This window comes from Pseudomonas sp. RGB, from assembly GCF_007713445.1.
In the GTDB taxonomy this organism is placed as follows: Bacteria; Pseudomonadota; Gammaproteobacteria; order Pseudomonadales; family Pseudomonadaceae; genus Aquipseudomonas.
In genome coordinates this window covers 26,768-47,916 of the sequence record NZ_VMSH01000012.1, presented here as the reverse complement: position 1 = coordinate 47,916, position 21,149 = coordinate 26,768, and the positions used below count along the sequence as shown (strand labels likewise).

The 21,149-nt window shown below is 60.1% G+C and carries 22 protein-coding genes; 12 read left to right on the top strand and 10 right to left on the bottom strand.

What is annotated here, in order from left to right; genetic code table 11:
* Nucleotides 1-225 precede the first annotated feature (225 nt).
* Both FPT15_RS22390 and FPT15_RS22385 read left to right on the top strand, forming a co-directional pair.
* Nucleotides 226-828: a Yip1 family protein gene (locus FPT15_RS22390; RefSeq protein WP_145164731.1), complete on the top strand. Its 603-nt coding sequence runs from the start codon at nucleotides 226-228 to the stop codon at nucleotides 826-828.
* A gap of 128 nt (nucleotides 829-956) precedes the next feature.
* Entirely contained in the window at nucleotides 957-1,451 is a 495-nt protein-coding gene (locus tag FPT15_RS22385; protein WP_064454959.1) for a SprT family zinc-dependent metalloprotease, read from the top strand.
* 91 nt (nucleotides 1,452-1,542) lie between these two features.
* Here FPT15_RS22385 and FPT15_RS22380 read toward each other — a convergent pair whose 3' ends face one another.
* Nucleotides 1,543-2,724 carry a CaiB/BaiF CoA-transferase family protein gene (locus tag FPT15_RS22380; RefSeq protein WP_145164729.1) on the bottom strand — a complete coding sequence of 394 codons (1,182 nt, stop codon included), beginning with the start codon at nucleotides 2,722-2,724 and terminating at the stop codon, nucleotides 1,543-1,545.
* 157 nt (nucleotides 2,725-2,881) lie between these two features.
* Here FPT15_RS22380 and tusD point away from each other — a divergent pair, with 157 nt between their 5' ends.
* The 6 genes from tusD (at nucleotide 2,882) to FPT15_RS22350 (ending at nucleotide 6,318) form a co-directional block, all read left to right on the top strand.
* A complete protein-coding gene (gene tusD / locus FPT15_RS22375) occupies nucleotides 2,882-3,274 on the top strand; it encodes a sulfurtransferase complex subunit TusD (protein ID WP_145164727.1) in 393 nt (130 codons plus the stop codon).
* Nucleotide 3,275: 1 nt separating this feature from the next.
* Nucleotides 3,276-3,626, top strand: coding sequence for a sulfurtransferase complex subunit TusC (gene tusC / locus FPT15_RS22370; protein WP_145164725.1), 351 nt, complete (start codon nucleotides 3,276-3,278; stop codon nucleotides 3,624-3,626).
* A complete protein-coding gene (tusB, locus tag FPT15_RS22365; RefSeq protein ID WP_145164723.1) occupies nucleotides 3,626-3,904 on the top strand; it encodes a sulfurtransferase complex subunit TusB in 279 nt (92 codons plus the stop codon). Before tusC ends, tusB begins: the two co-directional genes overlap by 1 nt.
* Entirely contained in the window at nucleotides 3,901-4,236 is a 336-nt protein-coding gene (locus FPT15_RS22360) for a TusE/DsrC/DsvC family sulfur relay protein (RefSeq protein WP_145164721.1), read from the top strand. Before tusB ends, FPT15_RS22360 begins: the two co-directional genes overlap by 4 nt.
* Nucleotides 4,233-5,234: a glycosyl transferase family protein gene (locus FPT15_RS22355; protein WP_145164719.1), complete on the top strand. Its 1,002-nt coding sequence runs from the start codon at nucleotides 4,233-4,235 to the stop codon at nucleotides 5,232-5,234. The genes FPT15_RS22360 and FPT15_RS22355 overlap by 4 nt, the downstream gene beginning before the upstream one ends.
* Nucleotides 5,235-5,322: 88 nt before the next feature.
* Complete coding sequence (locus FPT15_RS22350) at nucleotides 5,323-6,318, top strand: glutathione S-transferase family protein (protein WP_145164717.1); 996 nt, start codon at nucleotides 5,323-5,325, stop codon at nucleotides 6,316-6,318.
* A 191-nt stretch (nucleotides 6,319-6,509) separates the two neighbouring features.
* Here FPT15_RS22350 and cysG read toward each other — a convergent pair whose 3' ends face one another.
* The 6 genes from cysG to FPT15_RS22320 are packed head-to-tail and all read right to left on the bottom strand — an operon-like array spanning nucleotide 6,510 to nucleotide 14,011.
* A complete protein-coding gene (gene cysG / locus FPT15_RS22345) occupies nucleotides 6,510-7,904 on the bottom strand; it encodes a siroheme synthase CysG (RefSeq protein ID WP_119736257.1) in 1,395 nt (464 codons plus the stop codon).
* Nucleotides 7,905-9,185 carry a serine--tRNA ligase gene (gene serS, locus FPT15_RS22340; protein ID WP_145164715.1) on the bottom strand — a complete coding sequence of 427 codons (1,281 nt, stop codon included), beginning with the start codon at nucleotides 9,183-9,185 and terminating at the stop codon, nucleotides 7,905-7,907.
* Between the two features lie 15 nt (nucleotides 9,186-9,200).
* Nucleotides 9,201-9,575, bottom strand: coding sequence for a fluoride efflux transporter CrcB (gene crcB, locus FPT15_RS22335; RefSeq protein ID WP_034098661.1), 375 nt, complete (start codon nucleotides 9,573-9,575; stop codon nucleotides 9,201-9,203).
* Nucleotides 9,575-10,897 carry a replication-associated recombination protein A gene (locus FPT15_RS22330; RefSeq protein WP_106579856.1) on the bottom strand — a complete coding sequence of 441 codons (1,323 nt, stop codon included), beginning with the start codon at nucleotides 10,895-10,897 and terminating at the stop codon, nucleotides 9,575-9,577. The genes crcB and FPT15_RS22330 overlap by 1 nt, the downstream gene beginning before the upstream one ends.
* 27 nt (nucleotides 10,898-10,924) lie before the next feature.
* On the bottom strand, nucleotides 10,925-11,548 hold the full coding sequence (gene lolA / locus FPT15_RS22325; RefSeq protein WP_106579857.1) for an outer membrane lipoprotein chaperone LolA: 624 nt from the start codon (nucleotides 11,546-11,548) through the stop codon (nucleotides 10,925-10,927).
* A 54-nt stretch (nucleotides 11,549-11,602) separates the two neighbouring features.
* A complete protein-coding gene (locus FPT15_RS22320) occupies nucleotides 11,603-14,011 on the bottom strand; it encodes a DNA translocase FtsK (protein ID WP_145164713.1) in 2,409 nt (802 codons plus the stop codon).
* Between the two features lie 498 nt (nucleotides 14,012-14,509).
* Here FPT15_RS22320 and aat point away from each other — a divergent pair, with 498 nt between their 5' ends.
* The 3 genes from aat (at nucleotide 14,510) to infA (ending at nucleotide 16,273) form a co-directional block, all read left to right on the top strand.
* Nucleotides 14,510-15,190, top strand: coding sequence for a leucyl/phenylalanyl-tRNA--protein transferase (gene aat / locus FPT15_RS22315; protein ID WP_145164711.1), 681 nt, complete (start codon nucleotides 14,510-14,512; stop codon nucleotides 15,188-15,190).
* A 56-nt stretch (nucleotides 15,191-15,246) separates the two neighbouring features.
* A complete protein-coding gene (locus tag FPT15_RS22310) occupies nucleotides 15,247-15,954 on the top strand; it encodes an arginyltransferase (protein WP_145164694.1) in 708 nt (235 codons plus the stop codon).
* Between the two features lie 100 nt (nucleotides 15,955-16,054).
* On the top strand, nucleotides 16,055-16,273 hold the full coding sequence (gene infA / locus FPT15_RS22305; protein ID WP_002553999.1) for a translation initiation factor IF-1: 219 nt from the start codon (nucleotides 16,055-16,057) through the stop codon (nucleotides 16,271-16,273).
* Between the two features lie 219 nt (nucleotides 16,274-16,492).
* On the opposite strand, the gene clpA is transcribed toward infA, so the two are convergent.
* Together clpA and clpS are read right to left on the bottom strand one after the other, a co-directional pair.
* Nucleotides 16,493-18,763: an ATP-dependent Clp protease ATP-binding subunit ClpA gene (gene clpA / locus FPT15_RS22300; protein WP_106579861.1), complete on the bottom strand. Its 2,271-nt coding sequence runs from the start codon at nucleotides 18,761-18,763 to the stop codon at nucleotides 16,493-16,495.
* A gap of 29 nt (nucleotides 18,764-18,792) precedes the next feature.
* Nucleotides 18,793-19,161 carry an ATP-dependent Clp protease adapter ClpS gene (gene clpS, locus FPT15_RS22295; RefSeq protein ID WP_005789091.1) on the bottom strand — a complete coding sequence of 123 codons (369 nt, stop codon included), beginning with the start codon at nucleotides 19,159-19,161 and terminating at the stop codon, nucleotides 18,793-18,795.
* Nucleotides 19,162-19,384: 223 nt separating this feature from the next.
* Here clpS and cspD point away from each other — a divergent pair, with 223 nt between their 5' ends.
* On the top strand, nucleotides 19,385-19,696 hold the full coding sequence (cspD, locus tag FPT15_RS22290) for a cold shock domain-containing protein CspD (protein WP_145164692.1): 312 nt from the start codon (nucleotides 19,385-19,387) through the stop codon (nucleotides 19,694-19,696).
* Nucleotides 19,697-19,776: 80 nt separating this feature from the next.
* On the opposite strand, the gene icd is transcribed toward cspD, so the two are convergent.
* Nucleotides 19,777-21,033: an NADP-dependent isocitrate dehydrogenase gene (gene icd / locus FPT15_RS22285; RefSeq protein WP_122729012.1), complete on the bottom strand. Its 1,257-nt coding sequence runs from the start codon at nucleotides 21,031-21,033 to the stop codon at nucleotides 19,777-19,779.
* Nucleotides 21,034-21,149: the final 116 nt, after the last annotated feature.

Below are 21,149 nucleotides of genomic sequence, written 5' to 3'. Positions count from 1 at the left end.
TTGCAGGCAAGCCGACCTTCACAGTGGACCGCGTCATTACTGACAGACCTCACCGCGATTAGCGCCACTCTTTACAGCGCAATTTGCTCTAAAGCCCTACAGTTTTTCCGGTCATCACTTCCTATACTGCGACGTAAGGTCGCACAACTATCCGGGACCTTTGAGGCCTTTGGCCCGTGGGCGCTCCGATGGGGGGCGATGGTAATAACGACAGGAGTGACTGGCATGATCCATCACGTCGTGGGGCTGTTTACCCATCCCGACCAGGAATGGCGGGAAATTCGTGGCGATAAGGAAGAAAGTATCGGCCACATGTACCTGACTCACACCCTGATTCTCGCGGCGATCCCCGCCGTTTCGGCGTTTATCGGCACTACCCGGGTGGGCTGGGTTATCGGCAGCCGCGCGCCTGTGATGCTGACCCAGGAAAGCGCTCTATGGATGACCCTGATGTCGTACGCGGCCATGCTCGGCGGCGTGGCGGTAATGGGCGCGTTCATTCATTGGATGGCCCGCACCTACGACGCCAGCCCCAGCATAGCGCGGTGCGTGGCATTTGCCACCTACACCGCGACCCCGCTGTTTATCGGTGGGCTGGCGGCGTTGTATCCGCATATGTGGCTGGGCATGGTCGTCGGCACGGCCGCCATCTGTTACACGGTGTACCTGCTGTATGTGGGGCTGCCCACGTTCATGAGCATCGACCCGGACGAGGGGTTCCTGTTTTCCAGCTCGGTGCTGGCGGTCGGGCTGGTGGTACTGGTGGCGATCATGGCGTTTACCGTGATCGTCTGGGGTTTGGGCGTAGGCCCGATCTACACCAACTGAGCGGCTGACACCGCAGGCAAAGCCACCGCAAGGTGGCTTTGTGCGTCATGCATGACCATTCGGCGCCTGACAGATTCGGAAACACCTGCTTTTGCGGCATACTGGGCGCCTCTGGAGAGATGGTCAGCATGCCCGAGCAACTCAATACCCGCGTCGAAGATTGTTTCCTGCAAGCCGAATCCTTTTTTAAACGAAGCTTCAAACGCCCCCAGGTCAGCCTCAAGCTGCGGGGCCAGAAGGCCGGTGTCGCGCATTTGCACGAGAACCTGCTGCGCTTCAACCCACAGCTGTACCGTGAAAACAGCCAACATTTCCTGAAGCAGACCGTGGCCCATGAGGTTGCGCACCTGATCGCCCATCAATTGTTTGGCGAACGCATCCAGCCCCATGGCGAGGAATGGCAATTGATCATGCGCGGGGTATACGAACTGCCGCCGGATCGCTGCCACACCTATGCAATCAAGCGTCGGCAAGTCACGCGTTACATCTATCGCTGCCCGTGTGCCGACAGTGATTTCCCGTTTTCAGCCCAACGTCATGGGTTGGTGAACCAGGGGCGACGGTACTTGTGCAGGCGTTGCCGGCATACCTTGGTGTACACCGGGGAAACCCGGGTGGAGTGAGGGCCCCATCGCAGGCAAGCCAGCTCCCACATCTTCACCGCGCCGCCGATCAAATGTGGGAGCTGGCTTGCCTGCGATAGCGGCCGAACAGTTAACCAATCACCTTGGCCCGCCGCAATTCTGCAATTCGTTGCGCGCTGAGCCCCAGCTCTTCCAACACTTCATCCGTATGCGCCCCCACCGCCGCCCCAATATGCCGAGGCTCCGGCAACCCCTCTGAAAATTTCAACGGGCAGGCGATTTGCGCCTGCGTCGAACCATCGCCGCGTGGCACTTGGCTGATCAGCGTCCGCGCCTTCAACTGCGGGTGCTCCACCGCTTCACTTAAACTCAATACAGGCTCAACACACGCATCCACCCCGGCAAACAGCTCGCACAACTGCTCAAAGCTGCGCTTTTCAAACTCGACCTGCAGCGCCAGCTTCAGGGCTTTTTGCTGTTCCGGCCTGGGCGAGAGCCCATGCGCCGCCAACTCCGGCCGCCCCAGCGCCGCGCACAGTTGCTGCATAAACGCAGGCTCCAGGCTGCCGACGGACATCCAGCGCCCGTCGCGCGTGCGGTAGTAATCATAAAAGCTGCCGCCGTTGAGTACCTGAGTCTCCCACTCCGGCTCGACCCCACAGGCCAGGTAACCCGCGCCGGCCATGGCGTTCAGGCTGAACGAACAGTCCGTCATGCTCACATCCAGGTGTTGCCCAACGCCGCTGTGCTGGCGCGCTATCACCGCCGCCAGCAACCCGACCACCGCGTGCAGCGAACCACCGGCCACATCCGCCAATTGCACGCCCAGCGGCAGTGGCCCGCTGTCCTGGCGCCCGGTGTGGCTGGCAATGCCGGCCAGCGCCAGGTAATTGATATCGTGCCCGGCGCGGTCCTTATAGGGGCCAGTCTGGCCATAGCCGGTGATCGATACGTAGATCAGCCTGGGGTTGATCGCCTTGAGCGCCGCATAACCCAGTCCCAAACGCTCCATTACCCCGGGGCGAAACTGCTCAAGGACGATGTCGTAGTCCTTGACCAGCTCACGCACGATCTCCAACGCCTCGGCCTGCTTGAGGTCCAGCGCCAGGCTGCGCTTATTGCGATTGAGGTAGGCGTGGCTGGCCGACGTGCCGTGATCATGCGGCGGCAGAACGCGCAACAGATCCACGCGCGTAGGTGATTCGATCCGCAGCACCTCGGCGCCCATGTCCGCGAGCATCAAGGATGCGAACGGGCCAGGTAGCAAGGTGGAAAAATCCAGCACTTTGAGGGACGCCAAGGGACCTGACATGGAGACTCCATTTCGGTTTCGAATGCCCACAGCGTAGGCAGGCTTGATCCTACCGGCAATCGTCAGAACGATCAGCAAGGGTGACCGTTTTGATCACGGCGGGCTTTTTCGCCGCGGCGGCTTTATCATTGGCCCACGTTTGCTTGCAGAGTGTTCCATGAAGTTCGCAATTGCGCTGTTTTCCGCCGCCCACGCGCCCTCCTCGCGCCGCGCCTTGCTGTTTGCCCAAGCGGCGATTGCCGGTGGGCATGAAATAGTGCGGCTGTTTTTTTATCAGGACGGCGTGTACAGCGCCTCCAGCAACATTGTCGCGCCCCAGGATGAGCAAGATATTGCCCGGCAATGGCGCGAATTTGTCAGCGCGCACCAGCTGGACGGCGTGGTGTGCATTGCCGCCGCCTTGCGCCGTGGCGTGCTCAATAGCGAAGAAGCCACGCGCTATCAACGCAGCGCGGTGAACCTGGATGCGCCGTGGGCCTTGTCGGGCCTTGGGCAATTGCACGATGCCGCCCAGGCCGCCGACCGCCTGATCTGTTTTGGAGGGCCGTGACATGTCCAGATCCTTATTGGTAATCAGCCGCCAGGCGCCATGGTCCGGGCCAAGCGCGCGCGAAGCCCTGGATATTGTGCTGGCCGGCGGGGCGTTCGACTTGCCGATCGGCCTGCTGTTTATGGACGACGGCGTGTTTCAACTGGCGCCGCAGCAAAACGCCAACGCCGTGCAGCAAAAGGATTTGAGTGCCAACCTGCAGGCGTTGGGCCTGTTTGGCATTGATGACGTGTTCGCCTGCGGCCACAGCCTGGCCGAACGCGGGCTCACAGCCCCTGCCAGCGCCCAGGCACTGAGCAACGACGCTATTTGCAAATTGATTGACCGTTACGACCAGGTGATTACCCTCTGATGTCGACTTTACATGTGGTGTCTCATTCACCGTTTACCGATAGCCGCCTCGCCAGTTGCCTGCGCGTGTGCGGCAGTGCGGACGCGATTCTGCTGTGCGGCGACGGCGCCTACGGCCTGCACAACGCGGCGCTGCAAACCAGAGGCGTGAAGGTTTTTGTACTGGCCGAAGACATGCAGGCGCGCAACCTGCCGCTACCGGACTGGGCCGACAGCGTGGACTACCCGGGTTTTGTGCAGCTGTCCATCGACTACGACAAGGTCAACAGCTGGCTATGAACACCCTGACCGTAGGCGAACGCACCCTCGAATTGGACAAGGACGGCTACCTCGTCGACCTCAATGACTGGTCTGCAGAGGTCGCCAACGCGCTGGCCGCCGCCGAGCCCCTGGAATTGACCGCCGCCCATTGGGAAATCCTCGAACTGCTGCGCGGGTTCTATGAAGAGTTCCAGCTGTCCCCGGCCACGCGCCCACTGATCAAGTACACCGCCTTGAAGCTGGGACCGGAAAAGGGCAACAGCCTGCACCTCAACACACTGTTCAACGGCACTCCCGCCAAACTCGCCGCCAAGTTGGCGGGCCTGCCCAGGCCGACGAATTGCTTATGACCGACTTTGCCCCGCTGACCTTTGAAACCCCTGCCGAGCACCCGTTTGCGCAGTTCGTGCGCATCCTGGGCAAAGGTAAGCGCGGCGCGCGCAACCTCACCCGTGAGGAAGCCCGCGAAGCCATGGGCATGCTGCTCGACGAGAAGGTCGAGGACACCCAGCTCGGCGCCTTCCTGATGTTGCTGCGCCACAAGGAAGAAAGCCCGGAAGAGCTCGCAGGTTTCACCCAAGCCGTGCGCGAACGCCTGAGCGCGCCGGCGCTGAAGGTGGATGTCGACTGGCCAACCTACGCCGGTAAAAAACGCCACCTGCCGTGGTATTTGCTGGCAGCCAAGTGCCTGGCGCAAAACGGAGTGCGCATCCTCATGCACGGCGGCGGTGCGCACACCGCCGGCCGGTTGTACACCGAGCAATTGCTGGAAGGTTTACAGATCCCGTTGTGCCGTAACTGGCAGCAGGTCGAAACGGCGCTCGAACACGGCAACCTCGCGTTTATCCCCCTGGGCGACTGGGCACCACAACTGCAACGCATGATCGACCTGCGCAACACCTTGGGCCTGCGCTCGCCGATCCACTCGCTGGCGCGCCTGCTCAACCCGCTGAATGCGCGCTGCGGCCTGCAAAGCATTTTCCATCCCGGTTACCAGGGTGTGCACCGCGATGCCAGCGGCCTGCTTGGCGACAATGTAATCGTGGTCAAGGGCGATGGCGGCGAAGTCGAGATCAACCCGGACACCATCAGTCACTTGTATGGCACCACCGGCGGCCAAAGCTGGGATGAAGAATGGCCCGCCCTCTCCGCTCAACGCCACGTCAAACCCGCCAGCCTGGAACCTGAACACCTGAAAGCCGTGTGGCGGGGTGACGCTCAAGACAGCTACCCGCAACTGGCACTGATCGCGACCATGGCCCTGGCATTACGCGGCATCGGCCATCCGCGAGAGCAGGCGTTTGCATTGGCCCAGCAATACTGGGACGCGCGGGACAAATCGATTTAATCGATCATTCCCCCGCAGTCTTTGCGCTTTTAGTTCGAACTCATCCCTTTACACTGGCCTCCAACGCTTATTAGCCGAGGAGCCAGTCATGGGTTTGCTGATCGAAGGACACTGGAAAGACCAGTGGTACGAAAGTAGCGCAGACGGCGCTTTCCAGCGCGAGCAGGCACAGCGCCGCAATTGGGTGACCGCCGACGGTGAGCCCGGCCCGAATGGCGAAGGTGGCTTCAAGGCCGAAGCCGGTCGCTACCACCTGTATGTTTCCCTCGCCTGCCCCTGGGCGCATCGCACGCTGATCCTGCGCAAGCTCAAGGGCCTGGAAAGCCTGATCGAGGTGTCCGTGGTCAGTTGGTTGATGCTGGAAAACGGCTGGACCTTCGACAAGTCCCACGGCTCTACCGGCGACAAGCTCGACGATTTTGCCTACATGCATCAGCGCTACACCGCCGACACCGCCGACTACACTGGCCGCGTGACCGTGCCGGTGCTGTGGGACAAGAAGCTCAAGCGCATCGTCAGTAATGAGTCGGCGGAGATCATCCGCATGTTCAACAGCGCGTTCAACCACCTGACCGGCAACACGCTGGACTTCTATCCCGAGGGGCTTCGCCAGACGATTGACGCGCTGAACGAGCGCATCTATCCCGCGGTGAACAACGGCGTGTACCGCGCAGGCTTCGCCACCTCGCAAAAGGCTTATGAAAGCGCGTTTGACGATGTGTTTGCCGAACTGGACCACCTGGAGCAGCACTTGGGTAAGCACCGCTACTTGGCCGGCGAATACCTGACCGAAGCCGATGTGCGGCTGTTCACCACGCTGATTCGCTTTGATGCGGTGTATTACAGCCACTTCAAATGCAACCTGCTGCGGATTGCCGATTATCCGAATTTGTCGAACTGGCTAAGGGAGATGTATCAGTGGCCAGGCGTGGCCGAGACGGTGGATTTTGCGCATATCAAGGGGCATTACTACGCGAGCCATCGCACCATCAATCCGACGGGGATTGTGCCGAAAGGGCCGTTGCAGAGTTTTGATGCCGGGCATGATCGCGAGCGGCTGAGCGGTAAGGCCGTCTGGAACTGACACCGCCCTCTTCCGGTAGCGATTGGGCTTTCGTGGCGAGCGGGCTTGCCCCGCGTTGGGCTGCGCAGCAGCCCCCGTAAAAACACCGCGTTCTGCCAAGCAAACCGCGGTGTCTGGCTTTAGGGCTGCTGCGCAGCCCAACGCGGGGCAAGCCCGCTCGCCACAACGAAATCACGCACTCAAGGGCGGTGTCAGACCTGGGATTGTGCGCCTTCGAACCACTTCAGCTTTTCGCGCAACACCACCACTTCACCGACGATCACCAGTGTTGGCGCATGCACTTCATGCTCCGCCACCATGCGCGGCAAATCCGCCAGGGTGCCGGTGAAGACACGCTGGTTGGAGGTGGTGCCCTGCTGAATCAACGCCGCCGGCGTATCCGCCGAGCGACCATGCTTGATCAGCTGTTCGCAGATGATCGGCAAGCCGATCAAGCCCATGTAAAACACCAAGGTCTGCGAGGGGCCAACGAGATCATGCCAAGGCAGGTCCGAGGTGCCGTTTTTCAAATGCCCGGTGATAAACCGCACCGACTGCGCATAGTCGCGATGGGTCAGCGGAATCCCCGCATACGCCGCGCAACCACTGGCTGCCGTGATACCCGGCACCACCTGAAACGGAATGCCGTGGGCCGCCAACTCCTCGATCTCTTCGCCACCACGGCCAAAGATGAACGGATCGCCACCCTTGAGACGCAGCACACGCTTGCCTTGCTTGGCCAAGTCCACCAATTGCTGGTTGATCTGGTCCTGCGGCACGGCGTGGTCGGCGCGACGCTTGCCGACGTAAACCCGTTCGGCATCGCGACGGCACAGCTCGAGAATGGCCGGCGCCACCAAGCGGTCGTACAGCACCACGTCGGCTTGCTGCATCAGGCGCAAGGCGCGGAAGGTCAGCAGGTCCGGATCACCCGGGCCTGCGCCCACCAGGTAAACTTCGCCCGGCGCATGCGGCGGTTTCCCGTTGACCTTTTCGATCAGCAGGCGCTCGGCTTCATCGCCCTGCCCGGCCAACTGGCGGTCGGCAATCGGTCCCTGGAAAACTTCTTCCCAGAACGCGCGACGCTGCTGCACATCCGGATACAAACCTTTGACCTGGGCACGAAAACGCGCCGCCAACCCGGCCAATTGGCCATAGGTGGACGGAATCCAGGTTTCCAGCTTGGCGCGGATCAGGCGTGCCAGCACCGGCGCATCGCCGCCACTGGACACTGCAATCACCAAGGGCGAACGGTCGACAATCGCCGGGAAGATCACGCTGCACAAGGCTGGCGCGTCCACCACGTTGACCGGCACGCAGCGACGCTTGGCATCACTGGACACTTGCGCGTTCAGCGGCTCGTCGTCGGTCGCGGCGATGATCAGGGTGCAACCGTCGAGGTCGGGCTCCTGATAACCGCGCAAAATCAGTTCCCCGCCACTGCCCAGTACCAGTTCACGCAACTGGTCTTCGATCTGGGGAGCAACCACCCGCAACAACGCACCGGCGTCGGCCAGCAGCCGGGATTTGCGCAAGGCAATCTCCCCGCCACCGACGACCAACACACGACTGCCGCGCAGGTTATGAAACAGCGGCAGAAATTCCATTTAGCCGATGACCTCAACGCCCGCCATGTAAGGCTTGAGCACTTCAGGTACACGAATCGAACCGTCAGCCTGCTGGTAGTTTTCCAACACGGCTACGAGCGTACGGCCGACGGCCAGACCCGAACCGTTGAGGGTGTGCACCAGCTCCGGCTTGCCGGTTTCCGGGTTGCGGAAACGCGCCTGCATGCGACGGGCCTGGAAGTCACCGCAGTTGGAGCACGACGAAATCTCACGGTATTTGTCCTGGCTCGGCACCCACACTTCGAGGTCGTAGGTCTTCACGGCACTGAAACCCATGTCGCCAGTGCACAGCGCCAGGACGCGGTACGGCAGCTCCAGCAGTTGCAGCACGCGCTCGGCGTTGGCGGTCAGGCCTTCCAGGGCTTCCATCGAGGTCGACGGCTCGACCACTTGCACCATCTCGACTTTGTCGAACTGGTGCTGGCGGATCATGCCGCGGGTATCGCGCCCCGAAGCACCGGCTTCACTGCGAAAGCACGGGCTGTGAGCCACGAACTTGATCGGCAGCTGCTTGGCGTCGAGGATCTCGCCGGCGACGATGTTGGTCAGCGACACTTCGGCCGTCGGGATCAGGTACAGGTCGGCTTCGCCGTCGCGGCTGATCTTGAACAGGTCTTCTTCGAATTTCGGCAGCTGGCTGGTGCCCATCAGCGCCGGTGCCTGCACCAGGTACGGGGTGTAGGCTTCTTCGTAGCCGTGCTCGGCGGTGTGCAGGTTGATCATGAACTGCGCCAGGGCGCGGTGCATGCGCGCGATCGGGCCGCGCAGCAAGGCAAAGCGTGCACCGGACATTTTGGCGGCGGTTTCAAAATCCAGGCCACCGGTCAGCTCGCCGAGTGCAACGTGGTCCTTGATCTCGAAATCAAAGGCCTTGGGCGTGCCCCAGCGGCGCACCTCGACGTTGCCGTCTTCGTCTTCGCCAATCGGCACCGATTCGTGCGGCAGGTTGGGGATGCCCAGCAGGATCGAGTCCAGCTCGCTCTGAATGCCTTCCAGCTCGACTTTGCCGTCGGACAGCTCAGTGCCCATACGCTCGACGTCGGCCATCAGCGGCGCAATGTCTTCACCGCGCTGCTTGGCCTGACCGATGGATTTGGAACGTGCATTGCGCTCAGCCTGCAGTGCTTCGGTGCGGGTCTGGACGGTCTTGCGCTGTTCTTCCAGCGCTTCGATGCGCGCAACATCCAAGGCAAAGCCACGGGATGCCAGGCGGTCCGCTACGTCCTGAAGGTTGCTACGTAACAGTTTGGAATCGAGCATGTCGGTCTCTCGTTATCAAAGTTTGGTCAAGGACAGGCCAGCCCAGGTGGCGAGCAGCCCGCCGAACACGCTGATGCCCAAGTAGCCGAAGGCGACCAGGGCTTGCCCGCTTTCCAGCAGGCGCAGCGTATCCAGTGAAAAGGATGAAAAGGTCGTCAGACCGCCTACAAAGCCGACAATCAAGCCGGCGCGAATCTCAATCGGCACTTCCGGGCGCAACAGGAACCAACCGTACAACAGCCCGATGATCAAGCAACCCACCAGGTTGACCGCCAGGGTCGCCGCATAGAAATGCTTGGGCCAATTGGCGCTCACCCACGTACCGGTGGCGAAACGCAATAATGTACCAGCGATGCCGGCTACGGACACGGCAAGAATGGTCTTGAGCACTACTTTCTCCGCTGTTTGGGGCTGAGGCGATCGAGTTGGGCGAGGTGATTGAGCTTTTCACCAATCTTCAGCTCCAGCCCACGGGGCACCGGCTGGTAGAACGGCTGCGGCTCAAGCTCATCGGGAAAATAATCTTCACCGGCGGCATAGGCGTCCGGCTCGTCATGGGCATAGCGGTATTCGTCGCCGTAGCCCAATTGTTTCATCAGCTTGGTCGGGGCGTTGCGCAGGTGCAACGGCACTTCCAGCGAGCCGTGTTCGGCCGCGGCGCGCAGGGCCGACTTGAAGCCCATGTACACGGCGTTGCTTTTGGGTGCGCACGCCAAGTAAGTGATGGCCTGCGCCACCGCCAACTCGCCTTCCGGGCTGCCGAGGCGTTCCTGTACTTCCCAGGCGGCGAGGCACAGGCTCAGCGCGCGCGGGTCGGCATTGCCGATGTCTTCGCTGGCCATGCGCACCACACGGCGCGCCAGGTACAACGGGTCGCAGCCGCCGTCGATCATCCGTGCAAACCAGTACAGCGCGCCGTCAGGGTTGGAGCCGCGTACGGATTTGTGCAGCGCCGAGATCTGGTCGTAGAAAGCTTCGCCGCCCTTGTCGAAGCGCCGGCGGGTATCGCCCAGCAGGCTTTGCAGGAGGTCGACGCCGATCTCGCTGTGGTCTTCGGCCAGATCCGACGCGTTTTCCAGCAAGTTGAGAAAGCGGCGACCGTCGCCATCGGCGGCGCTCATCAAAATCTTGAAGCCTTCGTCGCTGAGGCTGAGCTGGCGCTTGCCCAGGCCCTTGTCTTCGCTCAATGCACGCTGCAGCAGCTTGCGCATCGCCGCTTCGTCCAGGCTCTTGAGCACATAGACCCGCGCCCGCGACAGCAGCGCGTTGTTGAGTTCAAACGACGGGTTTTCGGTGGTGGCGCCGATAAAAATCAGCGTGCCATCTTCGACATACGGCAAAAACGCATCCTGCTGCGACTTGTTGAAGCGGTGCACCTCATCAACGAACAGGATGGTGCGCTTGCCATACTGCCCGGCCTGCTGCTTGGCCACCTCAACCGCCTGGCGGATCTCCTTGACCCCCGCCAACACCGCCGAAACCGTTTCGAAGTGCGCATCCGAGACCTTCGCCAGCAAGCGCGCCAGGGTGGTTTTACCCACGCCTGGCGGCCCCCAGAAAATCATCGAGTGCAGCGCACCCTGCTCCAGGGCTTCGCGCAATGGCTTGCCGCGAGCGAGCAGGTGTTCTTGCCCGACGTACTCGTCCAGGTTGGTCGAACGCAAACGCGCGGCCAAGGGTTGAGCAATCGGGTCACTTCGAAACAAATCCATGGGCAGCGCTTGAAACCTCTAAACAGTTTATTCCTGGATCACGTCGGCACCCTTGGGGATGACGAACTTGAACTTGGAGGCATCGACAACGCCGTTGGCCTTGACCGCGGAGAACAGGATATCGGTACGCTGACCAACGCTGTCGATCAGGCGCATGTTGTTGATCACGCCATTGCCAAACGACAGCTGCAGGCTGTCGAACAACGTGTCCTTGGACTTAGGCTTGAGGGTGAACTCAATCACGTTGCTGGTTTGCTTGGAGGTGATATCGAAACTGTCGCTGATTTTCGACACATCGCCCGACAGCAGCAGCGCCGGCGTCTGGTTCAGGCGCGGGTCGAGCTTTTTGATGGTCGCCTGCTCCAGGTCCGGGTCCCACAAGGTAACTTTCTGGCCGTCGGAGACGATGGTCTGCTCGTTCGGCGCGTCGGTTTTCCAGTAAAACAGGCCCGGGCGCTGCACGGCCATTTCACCGGCGGTTTCCTGCAACTGGGTGCCGCCGCCATCCAGGGTCAACTGGGAAAAGCGCGCCGTCAGGGTCTTGGATTTGTCCAACAGGTTGGTCAGGCTGGCCACGGAGGCCGGATCAGCGTGGGCCGAAACAGCAGTCAGGGCCAGGGCCGGCAACAACAGCATGCGGATAAGACGCATGGGAGTCCTCATTGAGTCGTTAAGGCGAGCCGCGTGCTGCCACGCGGCACGAGATCAGTCGCGCATCTGCCCGGGGGCGATGACTTCGCGCGAGCCGTTGGTGTTCATTGCGGTCACCACGCCAGCGTTTTCCATGGCTTCGATCATGCGGGCGGCGCGGTTGTAGCCGATTTTCAGTTTGCGCTGTACCGCAGAGATCGAGGCACGGCGGCTTTCAAGCACGAACGCCACGGCCTCGTCGTACAGCGCGTCGGTTTCGGCGTCGTCGTCACCACCGCTGCTGCCACCGTCGAAGCCGCTGCCGGCCTCTTCGACACCGGCGAGGATGTCGTCGTTGTATTCCGGCGCGCCGCGCAGTTTCCAGGCTTCCACCACGCGGTGTACCTCGTCATCGGAAACGAACGCGCCGTGAACCCGGATCGGCAGGCTGGTGCCGGGCGGCATGTAGAGCATGTCACCGTGACCTAACAGTTGCTCGGCGCCGCCCTGGTCGATGATGGTGCGCGAGTCGATCTTGCTGGAAACCTGGAACGCCATGCGCGTCGGGATGTTGGCCTTGATCAGACCCGTGATCACGTCCACCGATGGCCGCTGGGTCGCCAGGATCAGGTGAATGCCGGCAGCCCGGGCTTTCTGGGCGATACGTGCGATCAGCTCTTCAACCTTCTTGCCGACGATCATCATCATGTCGGCAAATTCGTCGACCACAACCACGATGGTCGGCAGCTTGGTCAGCAGCGGCGCTTCGTCGTGGATATTTTCGCGCTTGTACAACGGGTCGGTCAGTGGCGTGCCGGCGTCCTGGGCTTCCTTGACCTTGGCGTTGAAGCCGGACAGGTTTCGTACGCCCATCTTCGCCATCAGCTTGTAGCGGCGTTCCATCTCGGCCACGCTCCAACGCAAGGCGTTGGCGGCGTCCTTCATGTCGGTGACCACCGGGCAGAGCAGGTGCGGAATGCCTTCGTAGATCGACAGTTCCAACATCTTCGGGTCGATCATGATCAGCTTGGCGTCATCCGGGCCGGACTTGAACAGGATCGACAGGATCATCGCGTTCACGCCTACCGACTTACCGGAACCGGTGGTACCGGCAACCAGCAAGTGCGGCATTTTTGCCAGGTCGGTAATTACCGGCTTGCCGCCGATGTCATGGCCCAGGGCCAGGGTGACCGGCGATTTGAAGTTGTCGTATTCCGGCGTCGACAGCACTTCGGAGAAGCGCACGATCTGCCGGTCTTCATTGGGAATCTCGATGCCCACGGTGGTCTTGCCGGGGATCACTTCCACCACCCGCACGCTGGTCACAGCCAGGGAGCGGGCCAGGTCTTTGGCCAGGTTGGAAATGCGGCTGACCTTGACGCCGGCGGCGGGCTGGATTTCGTAACGGGTAATAACCGGGCCCGGGTGGATCGAGTCGACGGAAACTTCGACGCCGAATTCCTTGAGTTTGATTTCCAGCAGATGGCCGACGGCCGCCAGGGACTCCGGGGAATAATTGAGTTGTTTCTTTTCGGCCGGGTCGAGAATCGAGATCGGCGGCAAGGTGCCTTCCACGGCGCTGTCGATAAACAACGGGGCCTGCTTCTCTTTCTGTACGCGATGGCTCGGCTCGGGAGCTTTCGGCGGCGCCGGGGCAATCACCGGCGGCACCTGCTTCTCGCGGTCCGACATGTGCTTGCTCAGGGCCTGCTCGCGCTCGATCAGGCGCTCCTTGACCTTGGCCTGCTCGCGTCGGTCCGGCGTGGTCGGGGCCACGACCTCATTGACGCGGGTATCCACCTCACGCAGCTGCGCCACCATGCGCTTGCGATCAACACGCGCCGACCACCAGCGGTTGGCCGCCCCCTGGAACAATTCGAGCAGGTCGAGGGTGATCTTGCCGGTGACGTCCATCACCTTGAACCACGACAAGTCGGTGAACACCGTCAGGCCGAACAGGAACAGCGCGATAAACATCAAGGTGCTGCCCTGGATATTCAGGCTCTTGCGCGCCAGGTCGCCAAGGCTCTCGCCCAGCGCACCACCCGCGCCCGCCGGCAAACCGGTAGGCGCATGAAAGTGGATGTGCGCCAGGGCCGCACCGGACAGCACCAGAAACACCAGGCCGATCAAGCGCCAGGAGAATAGCCAGCCGCTCCACTGCCACGGCTCGTGGCGCTGGCGGAAGATCTGCCAGGTCTTGATCGCCAGCAACAGCGGGAAGATGTACGCGAAGTAACCCAGCACCATGAACAGAATGTCGGCGCTGTAGGAACCGGCAGGTCCACCGAAGTTCTGCACGTCTTCGATCTTGCTGTTGTGGCTCCAGCCCGGATCGTCCTTGCCATAGGTCAGCAAGGCCATCATCAGGAACAGGCACAGGGCGCCGATGGCGATCAGCGCCCCTTCCTTGAGTCGGTAGTGCAGATGCTGGCGCCAGGCCGGCACGACTGCTGCTTTAGGTGTTGCGGCGGATTTCTTCAAAACGGGTCTTTTCCTGCGCCTTTAGCGCGTCCATCTGTTGAATGACTGCACACTACCGCTCAATCCGAGCGGCTGAAAAATGAACGAACGTCGCTGAATCTACTTTTAACACTGGGTGATGAAAGGGTGAAATGGCGATAACGCCACAATGGCCGCATTGTACGGGTTTGCGCCCGCGATGCCACGCCCTTGCCGATCACTGAGCAGCATAGACAAATGAAGTGTCACAGCATGTTCAATTTGAGCATGCATTGTCTTTGCTGACAAAGGCTTATGAGCTGTTTTTAGCAATCCAGGCAAGCTTGGCAAATGGCCTGCATTGCCTGGACCCGATTACGACCGCGCCTCGGGCACAGAGTTGCAGAAACACGCGCTCACGCTAATCCTCGTCGATCCCCGATTCGGGCTGGCCCCACAGCGCTGTGTCGACAATAATCACCCCTGCCGCGGCAGGCGACCCGTCTGCCACTCCCCTCCCCTTCCGTAAGCCTGGATGCCATGCTGACCTGGTTGCAACGCGACTCCCTGACTTTTCCGCCGCTGGCCAAGGCCATGCGCGAACCCAATGGCCTGCTTGCCGCCGGCGGCGACCTGTCGGCCGAACGCCTGATCGAGGCTTACCGCCATGGCTGCTTTCCATGGTTCTCGCAAGGCCAGCCGATTCTTTGGTGGTCACCCGACCCGCGCACCGTGATATTCCCCGACGAACTGCATGTCTCGCGCAGCCTCGGCAAACTGCTGCGCCAGCAGCGTTATAGCGTGACGTTCGACCAGGACTTCGCTGCCGTCATCCAGGCGTGCGCCGCACCGCGCAGCTACGCCGATGGCACCTGGATCACCGAGGGCATCCAGAGCGCCTACCTGGCGCTGCACCAGCGCGGCTACGCGCACTCGGTGGAAGTGTGGGATAACGGCGAACTGGTTGGCGGCCTGTATGGGCTGGCGATGGGCCAACTGTTCTTTGGCGAATCCATGTTCAGCCGTGCCGACAACGCGTCGAAATTCGGTTTCGCTACCTTGACCCGGCAGTTGCAGGCCTGGGGTTTTGTGCTGATCGACTGCCAGATGCCCAATGATCACCTGCACAGCCTTGGCGCGCGCGCCATACCGCGCAGTGATTTCGCGGCCTTTCTGCGCAACCATTTGGACCAACCCAGCTCTGGACCGTGGGTTTCCTAGGCGACTTTCTCGCACCTGGCTTACACTTATTTCAAAGCTTATCCCGAGGGTTGATCATGACCGAGCTGGCGCGCTTGAAGTTTTATGCCACTCAAGCCCACTCTTGCAGCTATCTGCCCGACGAGCAGGCCACCACGCTGTTCCTCGACCCCAGCCAGCCAATGGACGTGCACGTATACGCCGACCTGTCAGAGATGGGTTTTCGGCGCAGCGGCGATCACCTGTACCGCCCCCATTGCCAGAACTGCAATGCTTGCGTGCCGGCACGCATCCCGGCTGCGCAGTTTTTGCCGGACCGTAACCAGAAACGCATCCTCAAGCGCAATGCCGACCTGACGGTGACCGCCACCAAGCCTCAGTACAGCGAAGAATATTTCGATCTCTACCAGCGCTACATCGAACAACGCCATGCCGACGGCGATATGTTCCCACCCAGTCGCGATCAGTTTTCGACGTTCCTGGTGCGCGACCTGCCGTTTTCTCGTTTCTATGAGTTTCGCCTGGACGGACGCCTGCTGGCGGTGGCCGTGACCGATCTGCTGCCCAACGGCCTGTCGGCGGTGTACACGTTCTACGAGCCAAGCGAAGAACGTCGCAGCCTGGGACGCTTTGCAATTCTGTGGCAAATCGGCGAAGCCTTGCGCCTGGAACTGGAGGCGGTGTACCTCGGTTACTGGATAAAAAACTGCAAAAAGATGAACTACAAGACCCAATATCGGCCGATTGAGCTACTTATTAATCAAAGATGGGTCACGCTTAACTAGAACCCCTTGGCTTAAACACCCTTTTTCGGGCACAATGCACGCCGCTTTTGCCTGGCGCAGTTGCACCGGGCCATTCACTGGATACCGAGGGCTTTACTGCATGTCGAAAGAAGACAGCTTCGAAATGGAAGGCACTGTCGTCGACACCCTGCCCAACACCATGTTTCGTGTGGAGTTGGAAAATGGGCACGTCGTAACCGCGCATATCTCCGGCAAGATGCGCAAGAACTACATTCGTATTCTTACCGGTGACAAGGTGCGCGTCGAGCTGACGCCCTATGACTTGAGCAAAGGGCGCATCACTTACCGCGCTCGTTAATCAAGTCAATACAAAACGCCCGGTTCTGCCGGGCGTTTTTGTGTGCGCGCGATTAATAAGGGAGTTGCTTGCCTGGCGATAGCGGTATGACAGTAAGCGCGTCGCTGACTGATCCATCCAATCGCAGGCAAGCCAGCCCCACAGTTGATCTTCAGTGTTTGAGACAGACAGCAAAAAGGCGCCCTTGGGCGCCTTTTTGCTTTGTTGCGGTCAGCGATGTCAGGCCATTTCAGCCGTGGTTTCGAAATCGAAGGTCAGCTCGCCGTCCTTCAGATCGATATGCACCACGCCACCATGGTCGGAGAGCTCGCCGAACAGGATCTCTTCGGCCAGTGGCCGCTTGATCTTGTCCTGGATCAGACGTGCCATTGGGCGAGCGCCCATTGCCGCGTCGTAACCACCCTCCGCCAACCAATTGCGCGCCGCGTCCGTTACGTCCAGCTGCACGCGCTTGTCTTCCAACTGCGCTTGAAGCTCGGTAAGGAACTTGTCCACCACGCTTTTGATGACCTCATGGCTGAGGCGACCAAACTGGATAATGGTGTCCAGGCGGTTGCGGAACTCCGGCGTGAAGCTTTTCTTGATCACTTCCATTGCATCAGAGGAGTGATCCTGATGCGTGAAGCCAATCGAAGCCCGCGCGGCGGTTTCAGCACCGGCGTTGGTGGTCATGATCACGATCACGTTGCGGAAGTCCGCCTTGCGCCCGTTGTTATCGGTCAGGGTCCCGTGGTCCATGACCTGCAGCAGCAGGTTGAAGACTTCCGGGTGGGCCTTCTCGATTTCATCGAGCAGCAACACGCAATGCGGCTGCTTGGTGATCGCCTCGGTCAACAGACCGCCCTGGTCGAAACCGACGTAGCCCGGAGGCGCACCGATCAGGCGCGACACCGTGTGGCGCTCCATATATTCGGACATGTCAAAGCGCACCAGCTCAATGCCCATGGCCTTGGCCAACTGCCGCGCTGCCTCGGTCTTGCCGACGCCGGTAGGGCCTGCGAACAGGAACGAACCGACCGGCTTGTCCGGCGACTTGAGGCCCGCGCGCGACAGCTTGATCGCGGTGGACAGCGAGTCGATGGCCGCATCCTGGCCGAACACGGTGAGCTTGAGGTCACGCTCCAGGTTACGCAGCAGTTCCTTGTCGGAACTGGTGACGTGTTTTGGCGGAATCCGCGCGATCTTCGCCACGATGTCCTCGACCTGAGGCACGTCGATGCGCTTCACGCGCTTCTCGACGGGTTGCAGGCGCTGGTAGGCACCCGCCTCATCGATGACGTCGATAGCCTTGTCCGGCATATGCCGGTCATTGATGTAGCGTGACGCCAGCTCGGCCGCTGCGCGCAACGCCTCATCGGTGTACTCGATGCCATGGTGCGCTTCGAAACGCCCCTTGAGCCCACGCAGGATGCCGATGGTGTCTTCAACCGAAGGCTCGGACACGTCGACTTTCTGGAAGCGACGCGCCAAGGCGCGGTCTTTCTCGAAGATCCCGCGAAATTCCTGGAAGGTGGTCGAACCGATGCAGCGGATATCACCCGACGACAGCAACGGCTTGAGCAGGTTGGAGGCGTCCATCACCCCACCGGAAGCCGCACCGGCACCAATGATGGTGTGGATCTCATCGATAAACAGGATCGCCTGCGGGCGCTTTTTCAGCTCACCGAGCAGCGCCTTGAAGCGCTTCTCGAAGTCGCCACGGTACTTGGTCCCGGCGAGCAATGCGCCCAGGTCAAGGGAGTAGACGACACTGTTGGCCAGCAGGTCAGGCACCTGATTATCGACAATACGTTTGGCCAGGCCTTCAGCAATCGCGGTTTTACCCACGCCCGCCTCGCCCACCAGCAATGGGTTGTTTTTGCGACGACGCGCGAGGATCTGCGCTACACGCTCAACTTCAAGCTCGCGGCCCACCAGCGGGTCGATCCGCCCCTGGCGCGCCAACTCGTTGAGGTTGCTGGCATAGGCATCCAGCGGGTTGCTTGAAGAAGAAGACTCACCGCCCTCGTCGTCCTGCATATCCTGCTCACCCTCGGAATGATCGCCGTGCCCTGGCACCTTGGAGATACCGTGGGCGATGTAGTTGACGACATCAATACGCGCAACGCTCTGCTGCTTGAGCAGAAACACTGCCTGGCTTTCCTGTTCGCTGAAGATAGCCACAAGCACATTGGCGCCTGTGACTTCACGCTTGCCGGAGCTCTGGACGTGGAATACCGCACGCTGCAAGACCCGCTGGAAGCCCAGGGTTGGCTGGGTTTCGCGGTCCTCGTCATGCACGGGGATCAGTGGCGTAGTGGAGTCGATAAACTCCTGCAGGTCATGCTTGAGTTTGTCGAGGTTGGCGCCGCACGCACGTAGCACGGTGGCGGCAGCTTCGTTATCCAAAAGTGCCAGCAGCAGGTGCTCGACGGTCATGAATTCATGACGCTTCGAACGGGCCTCCTTGAAGGCAAGATTGAGGGTGACTTCGAGCTCGCGGTTTAACATAGCTTCACCTCATACCCAAGTGGTCGGCGTTAACCGTCCTTCTCGATTTCACAGAGTAGCGGATGCTGGCTTTCCCTGGCGTACTGGTTGACCTGCATGGCCTTTGTCTCGGCGATGTCGCGGGTAAACACTCCACATACTGCCCGTCCTTCTGTGTGAACGGCCAGCATTACCTTGGTCGCCAACTCGCGGTTCAGGTTAAAAAACACCTCGAGCACTTCGACCACGAAATCCATCGGTGTGTAGTCATCATTGAACAAAACCACCTTGTACATCGGCGGCGCCTGTAAGGCAGGCTTCGCTTCCTGAACAGCAATGCCCGCAGAACCGTCGTCGTCATGTTCCTGATCCGGGCGATCCTGATTGAATGTTAGTCGAATCTGGCTGTTTGCATGCATGGAAAGAAAGGTTCGTCAGTGGTTCAAGTACAGTGATGGGGGCGACCTGTCAGAATTTCAACTCTGACCCAATGGTCGCCTTGACTATCGGCGAATCAGTGTTACAACCAATAGAGCCCACAGTGGGTAAAAAAGGTCCGCGCAGTCAACCTTATTTATTCGGGTTAGGACGGATAAACTGGATGATACTCCAGTGATGGAGTCTGGTGCAGAGGGATATGGTATGTCTGGCGTCAAGATCAATGGCAAGGTCAAATGGTTTAACAATGCCAAAGGCTACGGTTTCATAAATGCAGAAGGAAAACCCGAAGAAGATCTCTTTGCGCATTATTCAGCGATTACCATGGACGGGTACAAGACGCTGAAAGCGGGCCAAGCAGTGACATTTGAAACCATTCAGGGGCCCAAGGGACTGCACGCGGTTGCAATCTCGGCGGCCGAGGCGCAAACAGAGGCGCAGCCACCTGAAGAAATGCACGAAAAGAAGCTCAAGACAGATCAGCCCACTCAATCAAAGAAGAAGCAAACGGCCTGATCAGTTTTTTCAGTAAGTGCCCCACAAAAAAACCGGCCATTCCGAGACTTCAGAATGGCCGGTTTTTTATGGCCCGCGATTTACATATGCGAAATCAACGCATCACCAAAGCCCGATGACGACACCAGCTTGGCGCCGTCCATCAAGCGCTCGAAGTCATAGGTCACGGTCTTGGCCGAAATCGCGCCATTGGTGCCCTTGATGATCAAGTCGGCGGCTTCGGTCCAGCCCATATGGCGCAGCATCATTTCCGCCGACAGGATCAATGAGCCCGGGTTGACCTGATCCTTGCCCGCATACTTGGGCGCCGTGCCATGGGTGGCTTCGAACATCGCCACGGTATCGGACAGGTTGGCCCCCGGCGCAATACCAATCCCTCCCACCTCCGCCGCCAGGGCGTCGGAAAGGTAGTCACCGTTCAGGTTGAGGGTCGCGATCACGTCATATTCGGCCGGACGCAGCAGAATTTGCTGAAGCATGGCATCGGCAATGGCGTCCTTGACCACCACGTTCTTGCCGGTTTTAGGATTTTTGAACTGCATCCACGGCCCACCGTCGAGCAGCGTCGCACCAAATTCCTCAGCCGCCACTTCGTAGGCCCACTCCTTGAAGGCGCCCTCGGTGAACTTCATGATGTTGCCTTTGTGCACAATGGTCAGCGAATCACGGTCGTTATCCACCACATATTGCAGGGCCTTACGCGCCAGACGTTTGGTGCCCTCTTTGGAGACCGGCTTGACGCCAATCCCGCAGTCCTGGTCGAAGCGGATCTTGGTGACGCCCATTTCTTCCTTGAGAAACTTGATCACCTTGATCGCTTCCGGCGAGCCGGCCTTCCACTCGATGCCGGCGTAAATATCCTCGGAGTTCTCACGAAAGATCGTCATGTCGACATCGCCAGGCTTTTTGACCGGGCTGGGCACACCTTCAAACCAGCGCACCGGGCGCAGGCACACATAAAGGTCGAGTTGTTGACGCAGGGCCACGTTCAACGAACGAATGCCACCGCCGACCGGCGTGGTCAGGGGCCCCTTGATGGAGACCACGTAATCCTTAACCGCATCCAGGGTTTCCTGGGGCAGCCAGGTGTCCTGATCGTAGACTTGAGTCGCTTTCTCGCCCGCGTAAACCTCCATCCAGGAGATCTTGCGCTTGCCGCCGTAAGCCTTTTCAACAGCGGCGTCGACCACCTTGATCATCACCGGGCTGATGTCGACGCCAATACCGTCGCCTTCTATATAAGGGATGATCGGTTGGTCAGGAACATTGAGAGAATGGTCTGCATTGACGGTGATTTTGTCGCCGACTGCCGGAACCTGAATCTTCTTGTATCCCATGCTGAACTCCATCTATGGATTGAACATCTGGCTGCGTTCGAGCCTACTCCAGATATATGGCGACTGAAACCTCACGCCACGCTCATTTGCATCGAAAACAGCATATTTGGTCGCCT